Origin of the sequence: Promicromonospora alba (assembly GCF_042654905.1) — a bacterium.
GTDB lineage: Bacteria > Actinomycetota > Actinomycetes > Actinomycetales > Cellulomonadaceae > Promicromonospora > Promicromonospora alba.
The window spans coordinates 1,063,458-1,080,811 of the sequence record NZ_JBHSFI010000003.1; the positions used below are offsets into that span (position 1 = coordinate 1,063,458).

Here is a 17,354-nt window from a genome sequence, read left to right on the forward strand (position 1 = left end):
GGAGCTGTCGTGACCCTCTTCCGCCTGGACGCAAGCATCCTCCCCGCCTCCTCCGCCAGCCGCTCCCTCGGCGACCTCGTCGAGGCGGAGTGGACCGCCGCCCACCCCACGTCGACCGTGGTGCGCCGCGACCTCGCGGCCGACCCGGTGCCGACCACCGCATGGCAGGACGCCGTGCAGGGCGGGTTCACCCCGGAGAACGAGCGGACCGAGGCGCAGCGCGAGGCGACCGCCCTGGCCCGCACCTTCGCCGACGAGCTCATCGACGCCGACGCCCTCCTCTTCACCGTGCCGCTGTACAACTACGGCGTCTCGCAGCACTTCAAGACGTGGTTCGACCTCGCATACACCGAGCCGCGCATCGACCCGCAGGGCACCGCACTGCGCGGCAAGCCCGCCACCCTGGTCACGGTGCTCGGCGGCAACTACGCCGAGGGCTCGCCCAAGGAGGGCTGGGACCACTCCACCGCATGGCTGCGTCGCGTGCTGGAGGACGTCTGGGGCCTCGACCTGCGCATCGTGCACCGCGCGTTCACCCTCGTCGGCGTGAACCCGGCGCTGGACGCCTTCGCCGAACCTGCCGCCGAGCTCAAGCGCGACGCCGAGACCGCCGCCGTCCGCTACGGGCGCGAGCTGGCGGAGTCGCGCAACGCGTAGGTGGGGCGAGCGGCCGCGAGATCGGTCGGTTGCCTCCGCCGTCGTCCGAGTTCGGTCGGTTGCCTTGAGATCGGTCCATTAAACGACCGATCTCAAGGCGACCGACCGAACTCACGTCAAGCCCCGTGCAGCTGACCGATCTCGGGGCAGCACAACGTGCACGGCGAGACGCCGAGCGCTAGAAGCCCAGGCGGCGCAGCTGCTTCGGGTCGCGCTGCCAGTCCTTCGCGACCTTGACGTGCAGGTCGAGATAGATCCGCTGGCCGAGCAGCTTCTCGATGCCCTGGCGCGCCTCGGTGCCCACGGCCCGCAGTCGCGAGCCGCCGCGCCCGATGATGATCGCCTTCTGGGAGTCGCGCTCCACGAACAGGTTGACCCGCACGTCGAGGAGCGGCGGCCTGCCCTTCTCCGGGTCGCCCGTCCCCTCGCGCGGGACCATCTCGTCCACGACCACCGCGAGGGAGTGCGGCAGCTCGTCGCGCACGCCCTCCAGGGCAGCCTCGCGGACCAGCTCGGCGACCATGACGGCCTCCGGCTCGTCCGTCAGCTCGCCGTCCGGGTAGAGGTCGGGCCCCTCGGGCAGGTGCGAGATGAGCACCGCCTCCAGCTCCTCGACCTGGTACCCGTCCTTCGCGGAGACGGGCACGATGTCGGCCCACTCGCGGTCAACGGCCCTGGCGAGCTGGTCCACGGAGAGGAGGTGCTGCATGAGCGTCTCGCGCGGGACGAGGTCGGCCTTCGTCACGACGGCGACGACGGGCACCCGCCGGCGTCCGGACATCAGCTCGGCGAGCTGCGCGGCGATGTAGCGGTCGCCGGGGCCGACCTTCTGGTCGGCGGGCATGCAGAACGCGATGACGTCCACCTCGGACAGCGTGTCCCGCACCAGGTCGTTGAGCCGCTCCCCCAGCAGGGTCCGCGGCCGGTGCAGGCCCGGGGTGTCCACCAGGACGAGCTGGGCGTCCGGGCGGTGCACGACGCCGCGGATCGTGTGCCGCGTGGTCTGCGGCCGAGCCGACATGATCGCGACCTTCTGCCCCACCAGCGCGTTCGTCAGGGTGGACTTGCCGGCATTCGGGCGGCCCACCAGGCAGGCGAAGCCGCTCCGGTGTACGGCGGTCTGATGCACTGCGGGCTGGTCGCTCACGAGGTCACTTCCTTCTGGTCACGCTTCTGATCACGGTGGTCGTGCTGATCGGGACCACCGTTGCTGTCGTCCGGCTCGGCGGCCGGCTCCGTACGATGTACGAGTATCGTCGAGATCTGCTTGCGGCGGCCCTCGACGCGCTCCGCCTCCAGGTGCACGCCGCCCACCTCGACGGACGAGCCCGCGAGCGGCACCTTGCCCAGCACCTTGGCGAGCAGGCCTCCGGCGGTGTCCACGTCGTCGTCGTCCAGGCGCAGGTCAAAGAGGTCGCCGAGCTCGTCGACGGGCAGCCGGGCGGGGACGCGGAACACGCCGTCGCCGAGGTCCTCGACCTCCTGGACGGGCACCGTGTCGTGCTCGTCAGTGAGTTCGCCCACTACCTCCTCGAGAAGGTCCTCGATGGTCACCAGCCCCGCCACGCCGCCGTACTCGTCCACGACGAGCGCGATGTGGCTGGCGGAGGCCTGCATCTCGCGCAGCAGGTCGTCGATCGGCTTGGACTCGGGCACGAACACGGCGTCGCGCGCGACGTCGGCGGCGGGACGCTGCGAGGGCCGGCGCGGGGCGCCGTCGTCCACGGGCCAGTGCACCGCGGCCACGACGTCCTTGAGGTAGGCGACGCCGACGACGTCGTCCACCGACTCGCCGACCACCGGCACGCGCGAGAAACCGGACCGCAGGAACAGCCGCAGCACCCGGTCGAGGGAGGTGTCGGCGGTGACGGTCACCATGTCGGTGCGGGGCACCATCACCTCGCGGGTGATGGTGCCGCCCAGCTCGATCACCGAGCGGATGAGCTCCCGGTCGGACTCCTCGAACGCGCTGCTCTCCGAGAGGCTCTCGCCCACCCGGTCGGCGATGTCGCGCAGCTCGGCCTCCGTGGGCGGGGACGGGTCGTAGCGCGGCACCGAGAACCTGGTGAGCCAGGCGACGGCACGCGACACCCCGGTCAGCGGACCCACGAGCGCGAGCAGCACCGCCACCGGGTTGCGGAAGCCGAGCGCGCGCGGCGAGACCCGCACGAAGATCACGCCGATGACGACCCCGACGACCAGCGCGACGAGCATCACGGGCAGCTCGTCGGGAACGCCCTCGCCGGGCATCGTCTGCTGCACCAGCAGGGTCCCGGCCGCGATGGCGACCACCTCCGACATCACGCGCACGAGCGCGAAGGAGGCGACGATCGCCGTCGGGTCGACGACGAGCGCCTGGGCCCGCCGGATGCGCGAGGCGCGGTCCGGATCGGGTGACCGCCCCAGCTCCGCCTCGGCGAGCGCCTCCGTGAGGGAGGCGCGGGTGACCCGCAGGAGCGCGGCCTCGCCGGCCGAGAGCATGCCCGCCAGCGAGAGGCCGACCAGCATGACCAGCGTGAGGAGCAGAGAGATCACGCCGGTCACCGAGTCGCGAGGAAGGTCAGGAGAAGCTTCCGCTGCAGCGCGAACATCTCCTTCTCCTCCTCCGGCTCGGCGTGGTCGTAGCCGAGCAGGTGCAGGATCCCGTGCGTCGTCAGGAGCAGGAGCTCCTCGGTGGTGGAGTGGCCGGCGGCCTTGGCCTGAGTGACCGCGACCTCCGGGCACAGGACGATGTCGCCGAGCGTCCCGGCCGGGGTGACGTCGCCGTCGCGTCCGGGGCGCAGCTCGTCCATCGGGAAGGAGAGGACGTCGGTGGGTCCCGGCTCGTCCATCCACTGCACGTGCAGGTCGGTCATGACGGTGGTGTCGACGAAGATGATCGACAGCTCCGACTGCGGGTGCACCCGCATGGCGTCCAGCACGAACCGGCCGAGCGCGGCGAACTCCGCCTCGTCGACCTCGAACCCCGACTCGTTGTTGACCTCGATGCTCACCGGCGCTGCCTCTTGCTCCCCTGGTTGCCGCCCTGACGGAAGTCCTGCGGCTGACGGCCCGGACGGCGGTCGTCGGTAAGGACGTCCCACCGCGCGTACGCGTCGATGATGTCGCTGACCAGCCGGTGCCGCACGACGTCGGACGACGTGAGGCGGCAGAACTCGACGTCGTCCACACCCATGAGGATGTCCTCGACGACGCGCAGGCCGGAGGTGGTGCCGCCGGGCAGGTCGATCTGCGTGGCGTCGCCCGTGATGACCATCTTGGAGCCGAAGCCCAGGCGGGTGAGGAACATCTTCATCTGCTCGGTCGAGGTGTTCTGCGCCTCGTCGAGGACGATGAAGGAGTCGTTCAGCGACCGGCCACGCATGTAGGCCAGCGGCGCGACCTCGATGGTGCCCGCCTCGATCAGCTTGGGCACCTGCTCGGGGTCGACCATGTCGTGCAGCGCGTCGTACAGGGGGCGCAGGTACGGGTCGATCTTCTCCGACAGCGTGCCGGGCAGGAACCCGAGGCGCTCCCCCGCCTCGACGGCGGGGCGCGTGAGGATGATCCGGTTGACCTGCTTGGCCTGCAGCGCCTGGACGGCCTTGGCCATGGCGAGGTAGGTCTTGCCGGTACCGGCCGGGCCGATGCCGAACGTGATGGTGTTGGTGTCGATCGCGTCCACGTACGCCTTCTGCCCGACCGTCTTGGGCCGGATGGTGCGGCCACGGCTGGACAGGATGTTGAACGTGAGGACCTCTGCCGGGCGCGACGCCGACGCGGCGCTCAGCATGGCGACCGAACGCTTCACGACCTCGGGGGTGAGCTGGGTGCCCGCCTCGACGACCTCGATCAGCTCGTCGAGCAGCTGGGTGACCAGGGCGACGTCGCCCGCCGGTCCGTTCACCGCTATCTCGTTGCCCCGGGCGTGGATGACGACGCCGGGGAAGCCCTCTTCGACGGCCCGCAGCACCGAGTCCCGGCTCCCGAGGAGCGCGACCGTCGGGATGTGGGCCGGAACGACGATCTTGTGCTCGATCCGGGTCTGCGACTGTGTGCTGGGCGTAGTTGTCATGAGCCGGCCCCGCGGGGCCGATCTGCTCCTTCGTGCGCTAGGGATGACTATGGTCCACATCCTATCGACCAGAAGGTGCGCTGCCACGGTGTTTCCGCTCCCGAGGACCTGTCAGACGCCGGCGCGCCTGTCAGACGTACAGGCCACTCGCGTGACCTGTGTGTCTGACAGGTCCAGGAGGGTCTGACAAGTGGCTACGCGAAGCCGGGGAGCTCGCCGCCCGCGAGCAGGTGCGCGTGCACGTGGAAGACGGTCTGCCCGGCCTTGGGCCCGGTGTTGAAGACGAGGCGGTACTGGCCGTCGGCCAGCTCGCTCGCGACGCCGTCGGCGAGCCCGATGACGCTCGCCAGGCCCGCGGGATCCGTCGCGGCGAACGCCGGCACGTCCGGGTAGTGCTCCTTCGGTACGACGAGGACGTGCACGGGCGCCTTGGGCGCGATGTCCCGGAACGCGACCGCCGTGTCCGACGTCGCCACGACGTCCGCGGGGATCTCCCCCGCCACGATCTTGCAGAAGAGGCAGTCAGGGCTGTCGGTGCTCGTCATGCTCTGCAGGCTACCGGCGAGGGTCGGGACCGACCCCCGGAGGCGGCCCCTGGCGCCTGGCCCGGCGGGCTCGGGGCATATTTTTCCGTACCGTTACACAGTTCGTCATGCCCGGGTGAAAGGGATGTGGGAGAGTTTGCGGCATTCGATGGAGATTGGCGCGCTACGACACCGTTTCGCCGCCATCCGTCTCGCGGGTCCCGTCGTCACCCTCACACCACACACCGCAGTAAGTCACCTGGAGGTACGCGTGGGTTGGTTCATCGCCCAATCGCTCGCATTCATCATCATCGCGGCTCTGATCGGCCTCGCGATAGGCATCTGGATCGGCTGGCTCGTCTGGGGCCGGGCCAAGGGCAAGCACGTGGCGGAGAAGGCGGAGGCAGCCGCACGCACGGCCGCCGTCGCCGAACCGGTGTCCGGCGCCGAGGCGGAGGCCGCTGCCGGCTCCGAGGCGGACGCCGACTCCGAGGCGGAGACCGCCGAGCCCGCTCCCGCCCTTGCGGTCGCGTCCACCGGCACCGCGGCGGAGGCCGGCGTCGAGACGCCGGAGACCGAGCCCGCAGCCGGCACCGGCACGGCCCTGCCGGTCGCGGACGGCGCGGCAGGATCTGACGACGAGCCCGCCACCCACGGGGCGGGCACCGGCGAGGCTGAGGTCGAGGCCGCCGGGTCCGACGTCGTCGCCGAGGCCGAGGCCGTCGCGCGCAAGGCCGCCGAGGCGGAGGCCGCAGCCCAGGCCGCCGCCGTCGCCCCCGCCGAGGAGGCCGCCGAGGAGGCCGCCGCTGTCACCGAGCCCGACGACCTGCAGCGGATCGAGGGCATCGGCCCGAAGATCGCGTCCGCACTGGTCGCCGCCGGTTACCCGACGTACGCGTCGATCGCCGCGTCGAACGAGGAAGAGCTGCGCGCGGCCGTCGCGGGCCAGGGCATCAAGTTCGCGCCCGCCGCCGCCAGCTGGGCCGACCAGGCCCAGTACCTGGTGGACAGCGACACGAAGGGCCTCGACGAGTACCAGGACTACCTCGTCGGCGGCCAGGAGCGGCGCGCCAAGTTCAGCGAGAAGGTCGACTACGCCGACGTCGACGAGATCGCCGACGCGGACGCCAAGGCCGCGGCCATCGCGCAGGACGAGGCAGAGGCCGCCGCCGTCGCCGCCGCTGAGCCCGAGCCCGAGCCGGAGCCCGAGCCCGAGCCCGAGCCGCAGGATCTGCAGCGCATCGAGGGCATCGGCCCCAAGATCGAGGCCGCGCTCAAGACGGCCGGGTACACGACGTACGCCAAGGTCGCCGGCGCGTCCGAGGCAGAGCTGCGTGAGGCGCTGACCGAGGCGGGCATCAAGTTCGCCCCCGCCGCCACGAGCTGGGCCGACCAGGCCCAGTACCTGGTCGACGGCGACGAGGACGGCCTGCGCGAGTACCAGGACTACCTCGTCGGCGGCCAGGAGCGGCGCGCCAAGTTCAGCGAGAAGGTCGACTACGCCGACGTCGACGAGATCGCCGACGCCGACGCCAAGGCCGCGGCCATCGCCGAGGACGAGGCGGAGGCCGCCGCCGTCGCCGCCGCTGAGCCCGAGCCCGAGCCGCAGGATCTGCAGCGCATCGAGGGCATCGGCCCCAAGATCGAGGCCGCGCTCAAGGCCGCCGGGTACACGACGTACGCCAAGGTCGCGGCGGCGTCCGAGGCAGAGCTGCGCGAGGCGACCGCCGCGGGCGGCATCAAGTTCGCGCCCGCTGCCGCGAACTGGGCGAACCAGGCGCAGTACCTCGCGGACGGCGACGAGGACGGCCTCCAGGAGTTCCAGGACTACCTGGTCGGCGGGCAGGACCGCGCGGCGAAGTTCAAGAAGGACGTCGACTACACCGACGTCGACGAGATCGCTGACGCCGACGCCAAGGCCGAGGCCATCGCCGAGGACGAGGCAGAAGCGGCGGCAGCCGGCGACGACACCAAGTCGGCAGGTTCCGGGGCGAAGGCATGAACCTGAGGTCGGTACTGCCCCCGGTCATCGTCGCGGTCCTCGGGCTGGGCGCGCTCTCGGGCGTCCAGGACACGGGGTTCCGTGAGGGGATCGAGGCCGACCTGACCGAGCGCGCGGAGAGCGCGCTCGCCGCCGCCGGCCTCGACGGTGTGGACGTCGAGCTCGCCGGGCGGGACGCCGACGTGACAGCGGCGACCGACATCGACGCGCTCCTGGCCACCGAGGTGGTGAGCGACGTGGAGGGTGTCCGTACCGCGGCGGCCTTCGGGCCGAACGGGCCGGTGTCGGGTGACATCGGGCCGGCCGAGGCCTCTTTGACGGAGAACGATCCCGAGCCCACGGCGTCCGAGGACACGACGCCGGTGGACACGACGGTCGACATGTCCGACGAGGCGTCGCCCTCGCCCGAGGCGAGCGATGTGCCGTCCGACGACGCATCGACCGACCCGGAGAAGGACGAGTCCGGGGACGACGAGCCGGAGCGTAAGCCGACGGACGAGGAGCGCGAGGAGGCCCAGGAGGACCTCGTCGAGATCCCGAACATCACGTTCGTCACGGACAGCGCGAAGCTGACCAAGAACGGCCGCGCCGTGGTGCGGGAGGCCGCCGAGGTGCTCGCGGACCACCCCGAGGTCGAGGTCCGCATCGAGGGGCACACGGACTCGCGCGGTACCTGGGCGGCCAACAAGGAGCTCAGCGAGCGCCGCGCCGACGAGGTGCTGGACCGGTTGGTGGACCTCGGCATCGACGAGGACCGGCTGACCGCGAAGGGCTACGGCGAGTCGGACCCGCTGGTCGTGCCGAAGACCTTCGCCGACCTGGAGACGAACCGCCGCGTGGAGTTCATCGTCCAGAACTGACGATTACCGTGAAGTAGAGCGCCTGTCCGGACACACGCTCTATCTCGGCGCCTCAGGGCGCGCGAGGTAGAGCGTGTGTCCGGACAGGCGCTCTACCTCGCGGGGTGGGTCAGGTCCAGCGGTTCAGGCGGGTGCTCAGGAGGGCTATCGCCACCGGGCCCGCCGTCGACGTGCGGAGGACGTGCGGGCCCAAGCGCGCGGTGACCGCGCCCGCCTCGATCAGCAGGGCGACCTCGGCCTCCGAGATCCCGCCCTCGGGGCCGACGACGAGAAGCACCTCGCCGGCGGAGGGCAGCGCTACCGTCGCCAGGCCCGCCTTCGCCTCCTCGTGCAGCACGGCCACGGTCCCGCCCGCCTCGACGACGGAGCGGGTCCTGGCCGCGAGCTGCTTGGTGCTCAGCGGCAGCTCGACGTCGGGTATGCGGCAGCGGCGGGCCTGCTTCGTCGCGGCCCGCACGGTGCTCACCCAGCGTGCCCGCGACTTCGCGGCCCGGTCCCCGCGCCAGACGACGACCGACCGCTCGGCCTGCCACGGGATGATCGCGTCCACACCGACCTCGGTGGCGGCCTCTATGGCCATCTCGTCGCGGTCGCCCTTCGCGAGGGCCTGGACGAGCGTCACGACGACGGCGGGCGTCGGCTCGACGTCCACCTCCTCGACCCGGAGGTGCACCTCGGCGCCGGCCACCGACTCGACGACGGTCCGCAGGCGTACGCCCGCGCCGTCGACGACGTCGATCCGCTCCCCGGGACCGCGCCGCTGGACGACGCCGGCGTGCCGGCCTTCCGCGCCGTCGAGCACGTAGACCGAGCCCGCGGCGTACTCCGAGAGCGGATGGGCGGTGGACGCCTCCGCGAGAAAGACTGGCGCGCTCATGGGTGGGCGGTCAGCGCCCGCTGAGCTTGTCGCGCAGCCGCGAGAACACACCGCCGTGCACGGACGCGAGGCGCGACTCGGGCCGCTCCTCGCCGCGCAGGACCGCGAGCTGCTGCAGGAGCGCCGTCTGCTCCTCGTCCAGGGCCGTGGGCACCTGGACCTCGATGTGCACGTTGAGGTCGCCGCGCCCGGTCGAGTGCAGGTGCCCCACGCCGAGGCCCTTGAGGGTCATGACCTGGCCGGGCTGCGTGCCCGGGCGCAGGTCGATCTCCTGGAGCCCGTCCAGGGTGTCGAGCTCGAGGACGGTGCCGAGCGCGGCCGCCGTCATCGGGACCTGGAGGGTGCAGTGCAGCTCGTCGCCGCGCCGCACGAACGTGTCGTGCGCGCGCTCCCGGATCTCGACGTACAGGTCGCCGGCGGGGCCGCCACCCGGGCCCACCTCACCCTGGGCGGAGAGCTTGATGCGCGTACCGGTGTCGACGCCCGCGGGCACGTTCACGGAGACGGTGCGGCGCGAACGCACGCGGCCCTCGCCGGCGCAGTCGGCGCAGGGCTCGGGGATGACCGTGCCGAAGCCGCCGCAGGCGGAGCAGGGCTGGTTGGTCATGACCTGGCCGAGGAACGAGCGCGCGACCCGCTGCACGGAACCGCGGCCGTGGCAGACGTCGCAGGTGCGCGCCGAGGTGCCGGGCCGTGCGCCGTCGCCGGCACAGGTGTTGCACACCACCGCCGTGTCGACCTGGATCTCGCGCTTGGCGCCGAACACCGCCTCGGCGAGCTCGAGGTCGAGCCGCACCAGCGCGTCGTTGCCGCGCCGGGCGCGCGGGACCGGCCCGGCGGGCTGGCCGCCGCCGAAGAAGGTCTCGAAGATGTCCTGGAAACCGAACCCGGCACCGAACCCACCGCCGGCGCCGCCACCCGGCGCGGTCGGGTCCACGCCCATGTCGTACTGCTGGCGCTTGTCCGGGTTGGACAGCACCTCGTAGGCGCGCGCGACATCCTTGAACCGGTCCTCGCCCACGTTGCCTGCCACGTCGGGGTGCAGCTCGCGGGCCAGCTTGCGGTATGCCTTCTTGATCTGCTCGGGCGAGGCGTCGCGCGGAACACCGAGAATCTCGTAGTAGTCGGTCACAGGTCTCTCTTTGTGAGGAGGTGTGTGGAAAGGGGGATGTCAGCTGGGCAGCACACGCGACAGGTAGCGCGCGACGGCGCGCACCGCGGCGATGGTGCCCGGGTAGTCCATACGGGTGGGGCCGATCGAGCTCAGGATCGCGACGGAGTCCCCGTCGGACGAGCCGTAGCCGGACGTGACGACCGAGGTCTCGGACAGGCCGGCCAGCCGGTTCTCGTGGCCGATGCTCACGGCAACGCCTGCGTCGTCGGTCATGTCGGTGAGGAGGCCGAGCAGGACCACCTGCTCCTCGAGGGCCTCGAGCACGGGACGCAGGCCCTGCTCGAACCGCATGCTGGAGTGCGCCAGGTTGGCCTGGCCCGTCAGCACTATGCGCTCCTCGCTCTCCTCGGCGAGCGCGGCGGTCACCACCTCGGCGACGGCCGTACCCAGCGCGCGATGCTCGTCGGGCATCGCCTCGGTGACCCGCGCGAAGGCGGTGCCGATCTCGGTGAGCCGGTGGCCGGCGGCCGCGGCGTTGAAGCGCGCGCGCAGCTCGCCGAGCGTCCCGTCGTCCATCCCGAGGGGCACGTCGAGGTACCGCTGCTCGACCCGTCCCGTGTCCGTGATGACGACGACGAGGAGCCGCCCCTCGGCGGAGGGGACGAGCTCCAGGTGCCGCAGCCCGGAACGACGCAGCGACGGGTACTGCACGACGGCGACCTGGCCCGTCAGCTGCGCGATGAGGCGTCCGGCGCGGGCTACCACGTCGTCCAGGTCGACCGCCTCGGACAGGAACGTCTCGATGGCGCGCTTCTGGGGCACGGTCAGCGGCCGCACCTCTGCCAGCTGGTCCACGAACAGGCGGTAGCCCTTGTCCGTGGGGATGCGGCCGGCCGAGGTGTGGGGCTGGGCGATGAGCCCGGCCTCTTCCAGGGCGGCCATGTCGTTGCGCACGGTCGCCGGGGACACACCGAGCTTGTGCCGCTCCGTGAGTATGCGGGAGCCCACGGGCTCCCGTGTCCGGACATAGTCCTCCACGATCGCTCGCAAGACATCGAGTCTGCGTTCTTCGCTCACCGCGCTCACCTCCGTCCCAGGTAGAACGTCCGGGACCTGCACCCGGGTTCCGGCCGGCGCTCCAGCACTCTCGCCAGCCGAGTGCCAATCCTACGCGGCACACGCCACAGGCCAAGTCCCCGACCCGCCACTGCTTCGCACAGAACGTCTCTGAGCAGGCCCGACGCGCAGGTCACGCGGGTGACGGAGGCGTACGCCACGTTCGCGAGCGGCGGACTAGGGCAATGCCTTAGGCACCACCTCACACCTCAGCAGACCCGGTCCGAAAGATGCGGCGACCGCCCGATCCGCCGGGGGTACCTCACGGACGAACCTTGAGTCATCGCCGGCGACGGGCCGGCGACGACCAGGAGGCAACACCATGTTCGGTTTTTCCGACTTCGCCGAGTACCGCAGGAACGAGCAGGACCTCAACCGCCGGGCCGAGCAGTCCCGCGTGGCCCGTGAGCGCAAGGAGATCGCCCGTCGGCAGGCGGCCGAGCACCACGCCGCCGAGCAGACCAGCCGGGCCAAGGCTGCCCGCACGGCCCGGCCCCGCGTCGCCTGACGCGCGGCGCCAGACCGTGCCGGACAGTCATGACCAGCAACGATGACCAGCGGACCGACGACAGGACCGGCATGGGACGATGAGCCCATGCCGGTTCCCCGCGCCCGCCTGGTGGGTCGAGCCCGAGAGCTCGGCGAGCTCACAGCCGCCCTCGACGCAGTCCGCTCGGGTGGCAACCGCACGATAGTGATCGCGGGCGAGGCAGGGATCGGCAAGACCCGCCTCCTCGACGAGCTCACCGCGCACGCCGACGGCGTCCCCGTCCTCACCGGGCAGTGCGCCGACGAGGGGTCCGGACCCCTCCCCTACGCGGCTCTCGCCGGACTGCTGCGCGGGATCGTCCGGACGGTAGGCCCCGAGGCAGTGGTCGCCGCTGCCGGGCCCGCGGCAGGTGCCCTGTCCGTCGTCGCTCCCCAGCTCGTCACCCCGGCGTCGGACGCCGGAGCGGACCGCCTTCCCGAGGTCCTCGCGAACCTGCTCACCGGGCTCGCCGCCGAGCGCCCCGTCGTCGTGATCATGGAGGACCTGCACTGGTCCGACGACGTCACCCGCGCCGTCGCCCTCCGCCTCGCCCGCACCGCACCCGCCGGCCTGCTCCTGCTGCTCACCTACCGCAGCGACGACGTCGGACGCGCGCACCCCCTGCGCACCGTCATGGCCGAGCTCGACCGGGCCCGCCTCACCACCCGCCTCGACCTGGCGCGCCTGGGCGTCGCAGAGGTCCAGGCGATGGCGCGCGACCTGCTCGGCGGCTCCGCCGGCCTCCGGAACGGCCCGGCGCACGGCCGGGACCACGTCCCCGCCGTCGGGCTGGACGCCGGCCTGATCGCCGAACCGTTCGCCGACCTGGCCGACCGCAGCGAGGGCGTCCCGTTCTACGTCGAGGAGCTCGTCGGCTTCCTGGACACCGACCTGCCCGACTCCCTGCGCGACATCCTCCTGCTGCGCTACTGGAACCTGAGCCGCGAGGCCCAGGCCCTCTGTCGCGTCGTCGCGGCCGCCGGACCGCGTGTCTGGCACGACGTGCTCGACGACGTCCTGGCCGACGTCACGACCGGCGTCGGACCCGAACCGGAGGAAGGGCTGCGCGAGGCGGTCGACGCGCAGGTGCTGGTGACCACCGAGATCGGCTACGCCTTCCGGCACGCGCTGGCCCAGGAGGCCGTGTACGCCGAGCTGCTGCCGGGCGAGCGCCGCCGCCTGCACGCCGCGTACGCGCGGGCGCTGGAAGGCGCCCTCGTCCGGCGCGCCCGGTCGGTCGCCAAGCTGTCGCGGATAGCGGACCACTGGTGGCGGGCCGGCGTGCTGGACAAGGCGCTCACTGCGGCCGTCGTCGGGCACCAGGCGGCAGCGGACGGCGCCGCGTCGTCCACCGCGGTGGCGCTGGGCGAGCGCGCCCTGGAGCTCTGGGAACAGGTGCCCGACGCCGAGGCCGTGGCCGGCCTGCCGCACCACGAGCTGCTGCGCACCGTCGCCGAGTCGCTGCGCGGGTCCACCCGGACCGCCCGCGCCCTGGCCGTCGCCCACGAGGCGATCGCCGAGTGGCCCGCCGACGACCCCGCGGGCCTGGCCGGCATGCTCTCCGACACTGCACTCATCGCGGGTCACGCCGGCTCGGGCGAAGGGCCCGAGCTCATCGAGCGGGCCCTCGCGCTCGTCGAACCCGGCCGGGACGACGCCGTACGCGCTCACCTCCTGATGCTGCGGGCGCGCCACGCCATGCTCGACGGCCGGACCGAGGAAGGGATAGAGGCAGCGACCGCCGCCTACGAGGCCGGGATCGCGATCGGCAGCCCCGAGGTCGCGTCGGTGGCCCTGAACCTGCGCGGCGTGAGCCGGGTCCAGCGCGGTGACGCCGGCGGCTTCGACGAGATCGACGCCGCACGCGACGCGGCAGAGGGCGCCTGGCGAGGGCTGAGCCGGTACTACACCAACGGGTCGGACTCCCGGATCCTCGTCGGCGAGTGGGACCGGGCGGTCGAGATCGCCCAGGAGGGGGTCACGGAGGCACGCCGGCACGGCGCGTCCGAGGGCTCGCGGATCATGATCGAGGGCAACGTCGTCGAGGCCTGGATCGGGCGCGGCGACTGGGCCGAGGCGGCCGCCTGGTACGAGCACACGGTGCCCCTGATCCACGACAGCGTGTACACCGCCTACCTGACCGAGCGCCGCACCTGGCTCCTGATGTGGCGCGGCGACGTCGAGCGCGCCCAGGCCGAGGCGCGCCACCGGGCAGCCACCTGGGAGCGGTTCGGCCGCCTGGAAGAACAGATCCGGTCGCGCAGCAGGGGCACCCAGGCGGAGCTCGAGCTGCTGCGCGGCGAACCGGCGGCGGCGCTGGAGCGCCTGTCGGTGGTCGTCGCGCCGGACCACCCGCGCAGCCCTGCCTACGACCTCACGTCCCTCGCTCTGTCGGCCCGGGCGATCGCCGAGCTCCGGGCGGCCGGCCAGGACATCGACGACGCCCCGTACCGCGCGGCGCTCGCCGAGTGCGCCCACTGGCAGACGTTCCCCGTGTGGTCCGCGGTGTTCGAGGCGGAGCTCGGCACCGGTCCGTGGACGGCGGTTGCCGAGCAGCCCGGCCCCGCGCCCGCCCACCTGCGCCCGTATGCGCTGTACCGCGAGGGCGCGCGGCTGCTCGACGCGGGAGACCGGCCCGGAGCACGAGCGGCGCTCGGGTCCGCGATCACCGAGGCGGAGAAGATCGGCGCGGGGCTGATCGTCCAGCGGGCGCAGGGCCTCGTCGACCGGGCCGGTCTGACCGGCCGTGGCGGGCCCGCCGAAGTGCCCGCGCCGGCGTCGTCGTCGTCACCGGCGGGCGGCGTGCCGGACACGCTCACCCCACGGGAGCAGCAGGTGCTCGCGCTCGTCGCGGAGGGCCTGACCAACGGGCAGATCGCGGAGCGGCTGTTCATCTCGGCCAAGACCGCTTCGGTGCACGTCTCGGCGATCCTGCGGAAGCTGGGCGTGTCGACCCGCACGGAGGCGGCCCTCCGCGTTCCTCGTTGAGTGCTGGGTATTCGCCCTGGATGACACTCCGAAAGGGCGAATATCCAGCACTCAACGGGATGGCGGAACTAGGGTCACCCCGTGGTTGACGAACGGTATGGACCTGATGTGCTGTCCCCCGCGTTCCCTGGCGCGCAGCGGGGGCGGAGCCGGCCGACGTCGCAGCCGATGCCCGCCGATACCGGGCTCGTGGTCGAAGAGGTCGAGACCGGCTGGGTGGGCGCCGTCGTCCGCGTCGAGAAGTCGGGCGGGATGCACGTGGTGGTCCTCGAGGACCGTCGCGGCCGCACCCGCACCTTCCCGCTCGGCCCGGGCTTCTGGGTGGAGGGCAAGCCGGTGGTGCTCACCGCGCCCGTCCTGCACCGCGCGCCCGCTCAGCCCACGCGCACAGCGTCCGGATCTGTGGCGGTGCACGGCGCCAGGGCCCGCGTCGCGCGGGGCAGCCGCATCTGGGTGGAGGGCAAGCACGACGCCGAGCTGGTGGAGAAGGTCTGGGGCGACGACCTGCGCGTCGAGGGCGTGGTGGTCGAGATGCTCGACGGCGTGGACCACCTCGCCGAACGCCTCGCCGAGTTCGGGCCCGACGCCGACCGCCGCGTCGGCGTGCTGGTCGACCACCTGGTGCCCGGGTCGAAGGAGCAGCGGCTGACGGACGAGGCACTGCGCCACGTCCCGCAGGGCACCGTGCTGGTGCTCGGCCACCCCTACGTCGACGTGTGGCAGGCGGTGCGCGCCGAGCGGCTCGGGCTGGACCGCTGGCCGGTCATCGACCGGGGTACCGAGTGGAAGCTCGGCATCCTGCGTTCCCTGGGCTGGCCTGCCGAGACGCAGGCCGACGTCGCCCGCGGCTGGCAGCGGATCCTCTCCGCCGTGCGCGACTTCCGGGACCTCGACCCGGCGCTGCTGGGACGGGTCGAAGAACTTATCGATTTCGTGACCACGTCATGAGCCATCTCGTAGGCCGCAGCCTCTACGGTTATGGCCATGTCCGAGAACCCGCAGCAGCCGCAGTCGCCCCAGCCGCCTGACCAGCCGCAGCAGCCCGGCCCGCCGCCGCAGCAGCCCCCCGCCTACGGCTCGCCCCAGCCCGGCCAGCCTCCGCACCAGGACCAGCCTTATCCGAACCAGCCCGCGCCCGGTCAGCCGGGTCAGCCGCAGCCGGGCACCGGGTACGGCCCGCCCTACGGCTCCGGCGCGCCGTACCAGCCCCAGCCGCTCACCCCGTCGGACGAGCGCATGTGGGCGATCTTCGCCCAGGTCGGCCCGGCCCTGCTGTCGTTCATCGCGCCGCTGGTGATCTGGCTGGTGTTCAAGGACCGCAGCCGGTTCGTGGACCAGGAGGCCAAGGAGGCGCTGAACTTCCAGATCACGCTGATCTTCGTGCACATCGCCGCCGCGATCATCACCGTCATCACGTTCACGCTGGGCTCGTTCGTGTACCTCGTGTTCATCGCCGCGCTGGTGTTCATGATTCTGGCCGCCGTGGAGAACAGCAAGGGCGCGCCCTACCGCTACCCGGTGAACATCCGCCTCATCAAGTAAGCCGCTCGCCCGCCGCCGTCGTCGGCCGTCGGTAAGAAATGACCATGCACCTGCTGCCAGGATCACTCGGATCCTGGCAGCAGGTGCATGGTCATTTCGGCGGGACGACGGCGGCGGACCGCCGGGGCGACGTCAGGCCGTGGCCGGCCCGGCCGCGACCAGACCGCCGGTGAGCCGGCGGTACGCGAAGGCGATCGCGAGCACCGACAGCGGCAGCGTGACGAAGAGGCCGAGCCCGCACGGGATCGCACCCAGGATGTTGATGCCGAAGAGCGCGAGCTCCAGCAGGAACACCGCGCCGAAGTTCTTGCCCACCAGGGAGAAGGACCCCGTAAAGGCAGACCAGGCGTTCAGGCCCCTGTCGACCACGTTGTGGTAGGTGAACACCGCGAAGATCGCCACCGCGATGAGCCCGATCCCGCAGAGCAGCACACCCACGAAGCTCGCCACCATGAGCAGGAGGGCGGCCAGGATGATCATCCCGAAGTTGTTCGCCTTGAACAGGTTGCCCCACGTCGCCTTCTCACCGGAGACCTCGCGCAGCGCGGCATTGATCCCGAGCGCCTGAAGCACGCCGAGCACCAGCGACCCGATCAGCCCGAGCAGGGAGCTCCCACCGGACATGGTGGCCGCGAGCTCCTGCATCGCCTCCGGGTCCGACGACGCGTTGATCTGCTCCTGGATGTCACCGGCCGACCCGGAGTTGAAGATGGCGCCGACGACGAACGTCAGCAGCACGAACAGCACCCAGAACAGCCAGTTCCCCTTGAACCGGTCCCACGCGAAGCGCAGCGCCTCACCGGTCTGGAACGGGCTCGTCGGCTGTGTTCCGTACGGCACGGCCGGTCCGCCGTAGGCGGGGGGCTGGCTCGCGCCGCCGTAGACCGGCGGCTGTGCGGGGCCCGACGGCGGCGGCGTCGGACCGGCAGGATTCGGCGGCGTCGGTCCGCCCGACGGCGGCGGGGTGGCGCCACCCGCGTTCGGCTCGTACGGGTTCTGTGGCGTGTTCTCACTCATGTGTTCCCCTTGGCTGGTCGTTGGTCCAGCCCCACCTTCACCTCTTCTCCGCATTTGCGCATGTGCAACCGCCG

At 72.0% G+C, this 17,354-nt stretch carries 16 protein-coding genes; 7 read left to right on the top strand and 9 right to left on the bottom strand.

From position 1 onward, the window contains the following. The first annotated feature begins 9 nt into the window (after positions 1–9). Entirely contained in the window at positions 10–657 is a 648-nt protein-coding gene (locus tag ACFO6V_RS10030) for an FMN-dependent NADH-azoreductase (protein WP_377134783.1), read from the top strand. Between the two features lie 178 nt (positions 658–835). Here the strand turns inward: ACFO6V_RS10030 and era are convergent, their stop codons facing one another. From era to ACFO6V_RS10055, 5 genes are all read right to left on the bottom strand, one after another. Next, on the bottom strand, positions 836–1,804 hold the full coding sequence (era, locus tag ACFO6V_RS10035; RefSeq protein WP_377134786.1) for a GTPase Era: 969 nt from the start codon (positions 1,802–1,804) through the stop codon (positions 836–838). After that, positions 1,801–3,192 (bottom strand): hemolysin family protein, encoded by a 1,392-nt coding sequence (locus ACFO6V_RS10040; protein WP_417715005.1) that lies wholly within the window; start codon positions 3,190–3,192, stop codon positions 1,801–1,803. The genes era and ACFO6V_RS10040 overlap by 4 nt, the downstream gene beginning before the upstream one ends. Positions 3,193–3,197: 5 nt before the next feature. Then, positions 3,198–3,650 (bottom strand): rRNA maturation RNase YbeY, encoded by a 453-nt coding sequence (gene ybeY / locus ACFO6V_RS10045; protein ID WP_116676321.1) that lies wholly within the window; start codon positions 3,648–3,650, stop codon positions 3,198–3,200. Next, positions 3,647–4,711: a PhoH family protein gene (locus tag ACFO6V_RS10050; protein WP_377134791.1), complete on the bottom strand. Its 1,065-nt coding sequence runs from the start codon at positions 4,709–4,711 to the stop codon at positions 3,647–3,649. Before ACFO6V_RS10050 ends, ybeY begins: the two co-directional genes overlap by 4 nt. A gap of 194 nt (positions 4,712–4,905) precedes the next feature. Continuing rightward, positions 4,906–5,256, bottom strand: a complete 351-nt coding sequence (locus ACFO6V_RS10055; RefSeq protein ID WP_377134793.1) for a histidine triad nucleotide-binding protein — start codon at positions 5,254–5,256, stop codon at positions 4,906–4,908. A gap of 250 nt (positions 5,257–5,506) precedes the next feature. Here ACFO6V_RS10055 and ACFO6V_RS10060 point away from each other — a divergent pair, with 250 nt between their 5' ends. Beyond that, positions 5,507–7,237 (top strand): helix-hairpin-helix domain-containing protein, encoded by a 1,731-nt coding sequence (locus tag ACFO6V_RS10060; RefSeq protein ID WP_377134796.1) that lies wholly within the window; start codon positions 5,507–5,509, stop codon positions 7,235–7,237. Continuing rightward, positions 7,234–8,097: an OmpA family protein gene (locus ACFO6V_RS10065; protein ID WP_377134799.1), complete on the top strand. Its 864-nt coding sequence runs from the start codon at positions 7,234–7,236 to the stop codon at positions 8,095–8,097. The genes ACFO6V_RS10060 and ACFO6V_RS10065 overlap by 4 nt, the downstream gene beginning before the upstream one ends. Positions 8,098–8,206: 109 nt before the next feature. On the opposite strand, the gene ACFO6V_RS10070 is transcribed toward ACFO6V_RS10065, so the two are convergent. Genes ACFO6V_RS10070 through hrcA form a run of 3 tightly spaced genes read right to left on the bottom strand, consistent with a single transcriptional unit; the run spans position 8,207 to position 11,165 of the window. After that, a complete protein-coding gene (locus tag ACFO6V_RS10070; RefSeq protein ID WP_377134801.1) occupies positions 8,207–8,974 on the bottom strand; it encodes a 16S rRNA (uracil(1498)-N(3))-methyltransferase in 768 nt (255 codons plus the stop codon). A 10-nt stretch (positions 8,975–8,984) separates the two neighbouring features. Further along, positions 8,985–10,106, bottom strand: coding sequence for a molecular chaperone DnaJ (gene dnaJ / locus ACFO6V_RS10075; protein WP_377134803.1), 1,122 nt, complete (start codon positions 10,104–10,106; stop codon positions 8,985–8,987). Between the two features lie 39 nt (positions 10,107–10,145). Continuing rightward, complete coding sequence (hrcA, locus tag ACFO6V_RS10080) at positions 10,146–11,165, bottom strand: heat-inducible transcriptional repressor HrcA (protein WP_377134805.1); 1,020 nt, start codon at positions 11,163–11,165, stop codon at positions 10,146–10,148. Positions 11,166–11,526: 361 nt separating this feature from the next. Between hrcA and ACFO6V_RS10085 the strand changes: the two genes are divergently transcribed. The 4 genes from ACFO6V_RS10085 to ACFO6V_RS10100 all read left to right on the top strand — a co-directional run bounded on the left by ACFO6V_RS10085 (position 11,527) and on the right by ACFO6V_RS10100 (position 16,263). Next, positions 11,527–11,712, top strand: a complete 186-nt coding sequence (locus ACFO6V_RS10085; protein WP_377134807.1) for a hypothetical protein — start codon at positions 11,527–11,529, stop codon at positions 11,710–11,712. Between the two features lie 87 nt (positions 11,713–11,799). Beyond that, positions 11,800–14,721, top strand: a complete 2,922-nt coding sequence (locus ACFO6V_RS10090) for a helix-turn-helix transcriptional regulator (RefSeq protein WP_377134809.1) — start codon at positions 11,800–11,802, stop codon at positions 14,719–14,721. A gap of 81 nt (positions 14,722–14,802) precedes the next feature. After that, positions 14,803–15,669 (top strand): DUF3097 domain-containing protein, encoded by an 867-nt coding sequence (locus tag ACFO6V_RS10095; protein WP_377134811.1) that lies wholly within the window; start codon positions 14,803–14,805, stop codon positions 15,667–15,669. A 36-nt stretch (positions 15,670–15,705) separates the two neighbouring features. Next, positions 15,706–16,263: a DUF4870 domain-containing protein gene (locus ACFO6V_RS10100; RefSeq protein WP_377134814.1), complete on the top strand. Its 558-nt coding sequence runs from the start codon at positions 15,706–15,708 to the stop codon at positions 16,261–16,263. Between the two features lie 132 nt (positions 16,264–16,395). On the opposite strand, the gene ACFO6V_RS10105 is transcribed toward ACFO6V_RS10100, so the two are convergent. Further along, positions 16,396–17,280: a DUF2189 domain-containing protein gene (locus ACFO6V_RS10105; protein WP_377134816.1), complete on the bottom strand. Its 885-nt coding sequence runs from the start codon at positions 17,278–17,280 to the stop codon at positions 16,396–16,398. Between the last annotated feature and the right edge of the window lie 74 nt (positions 17,281–17,354).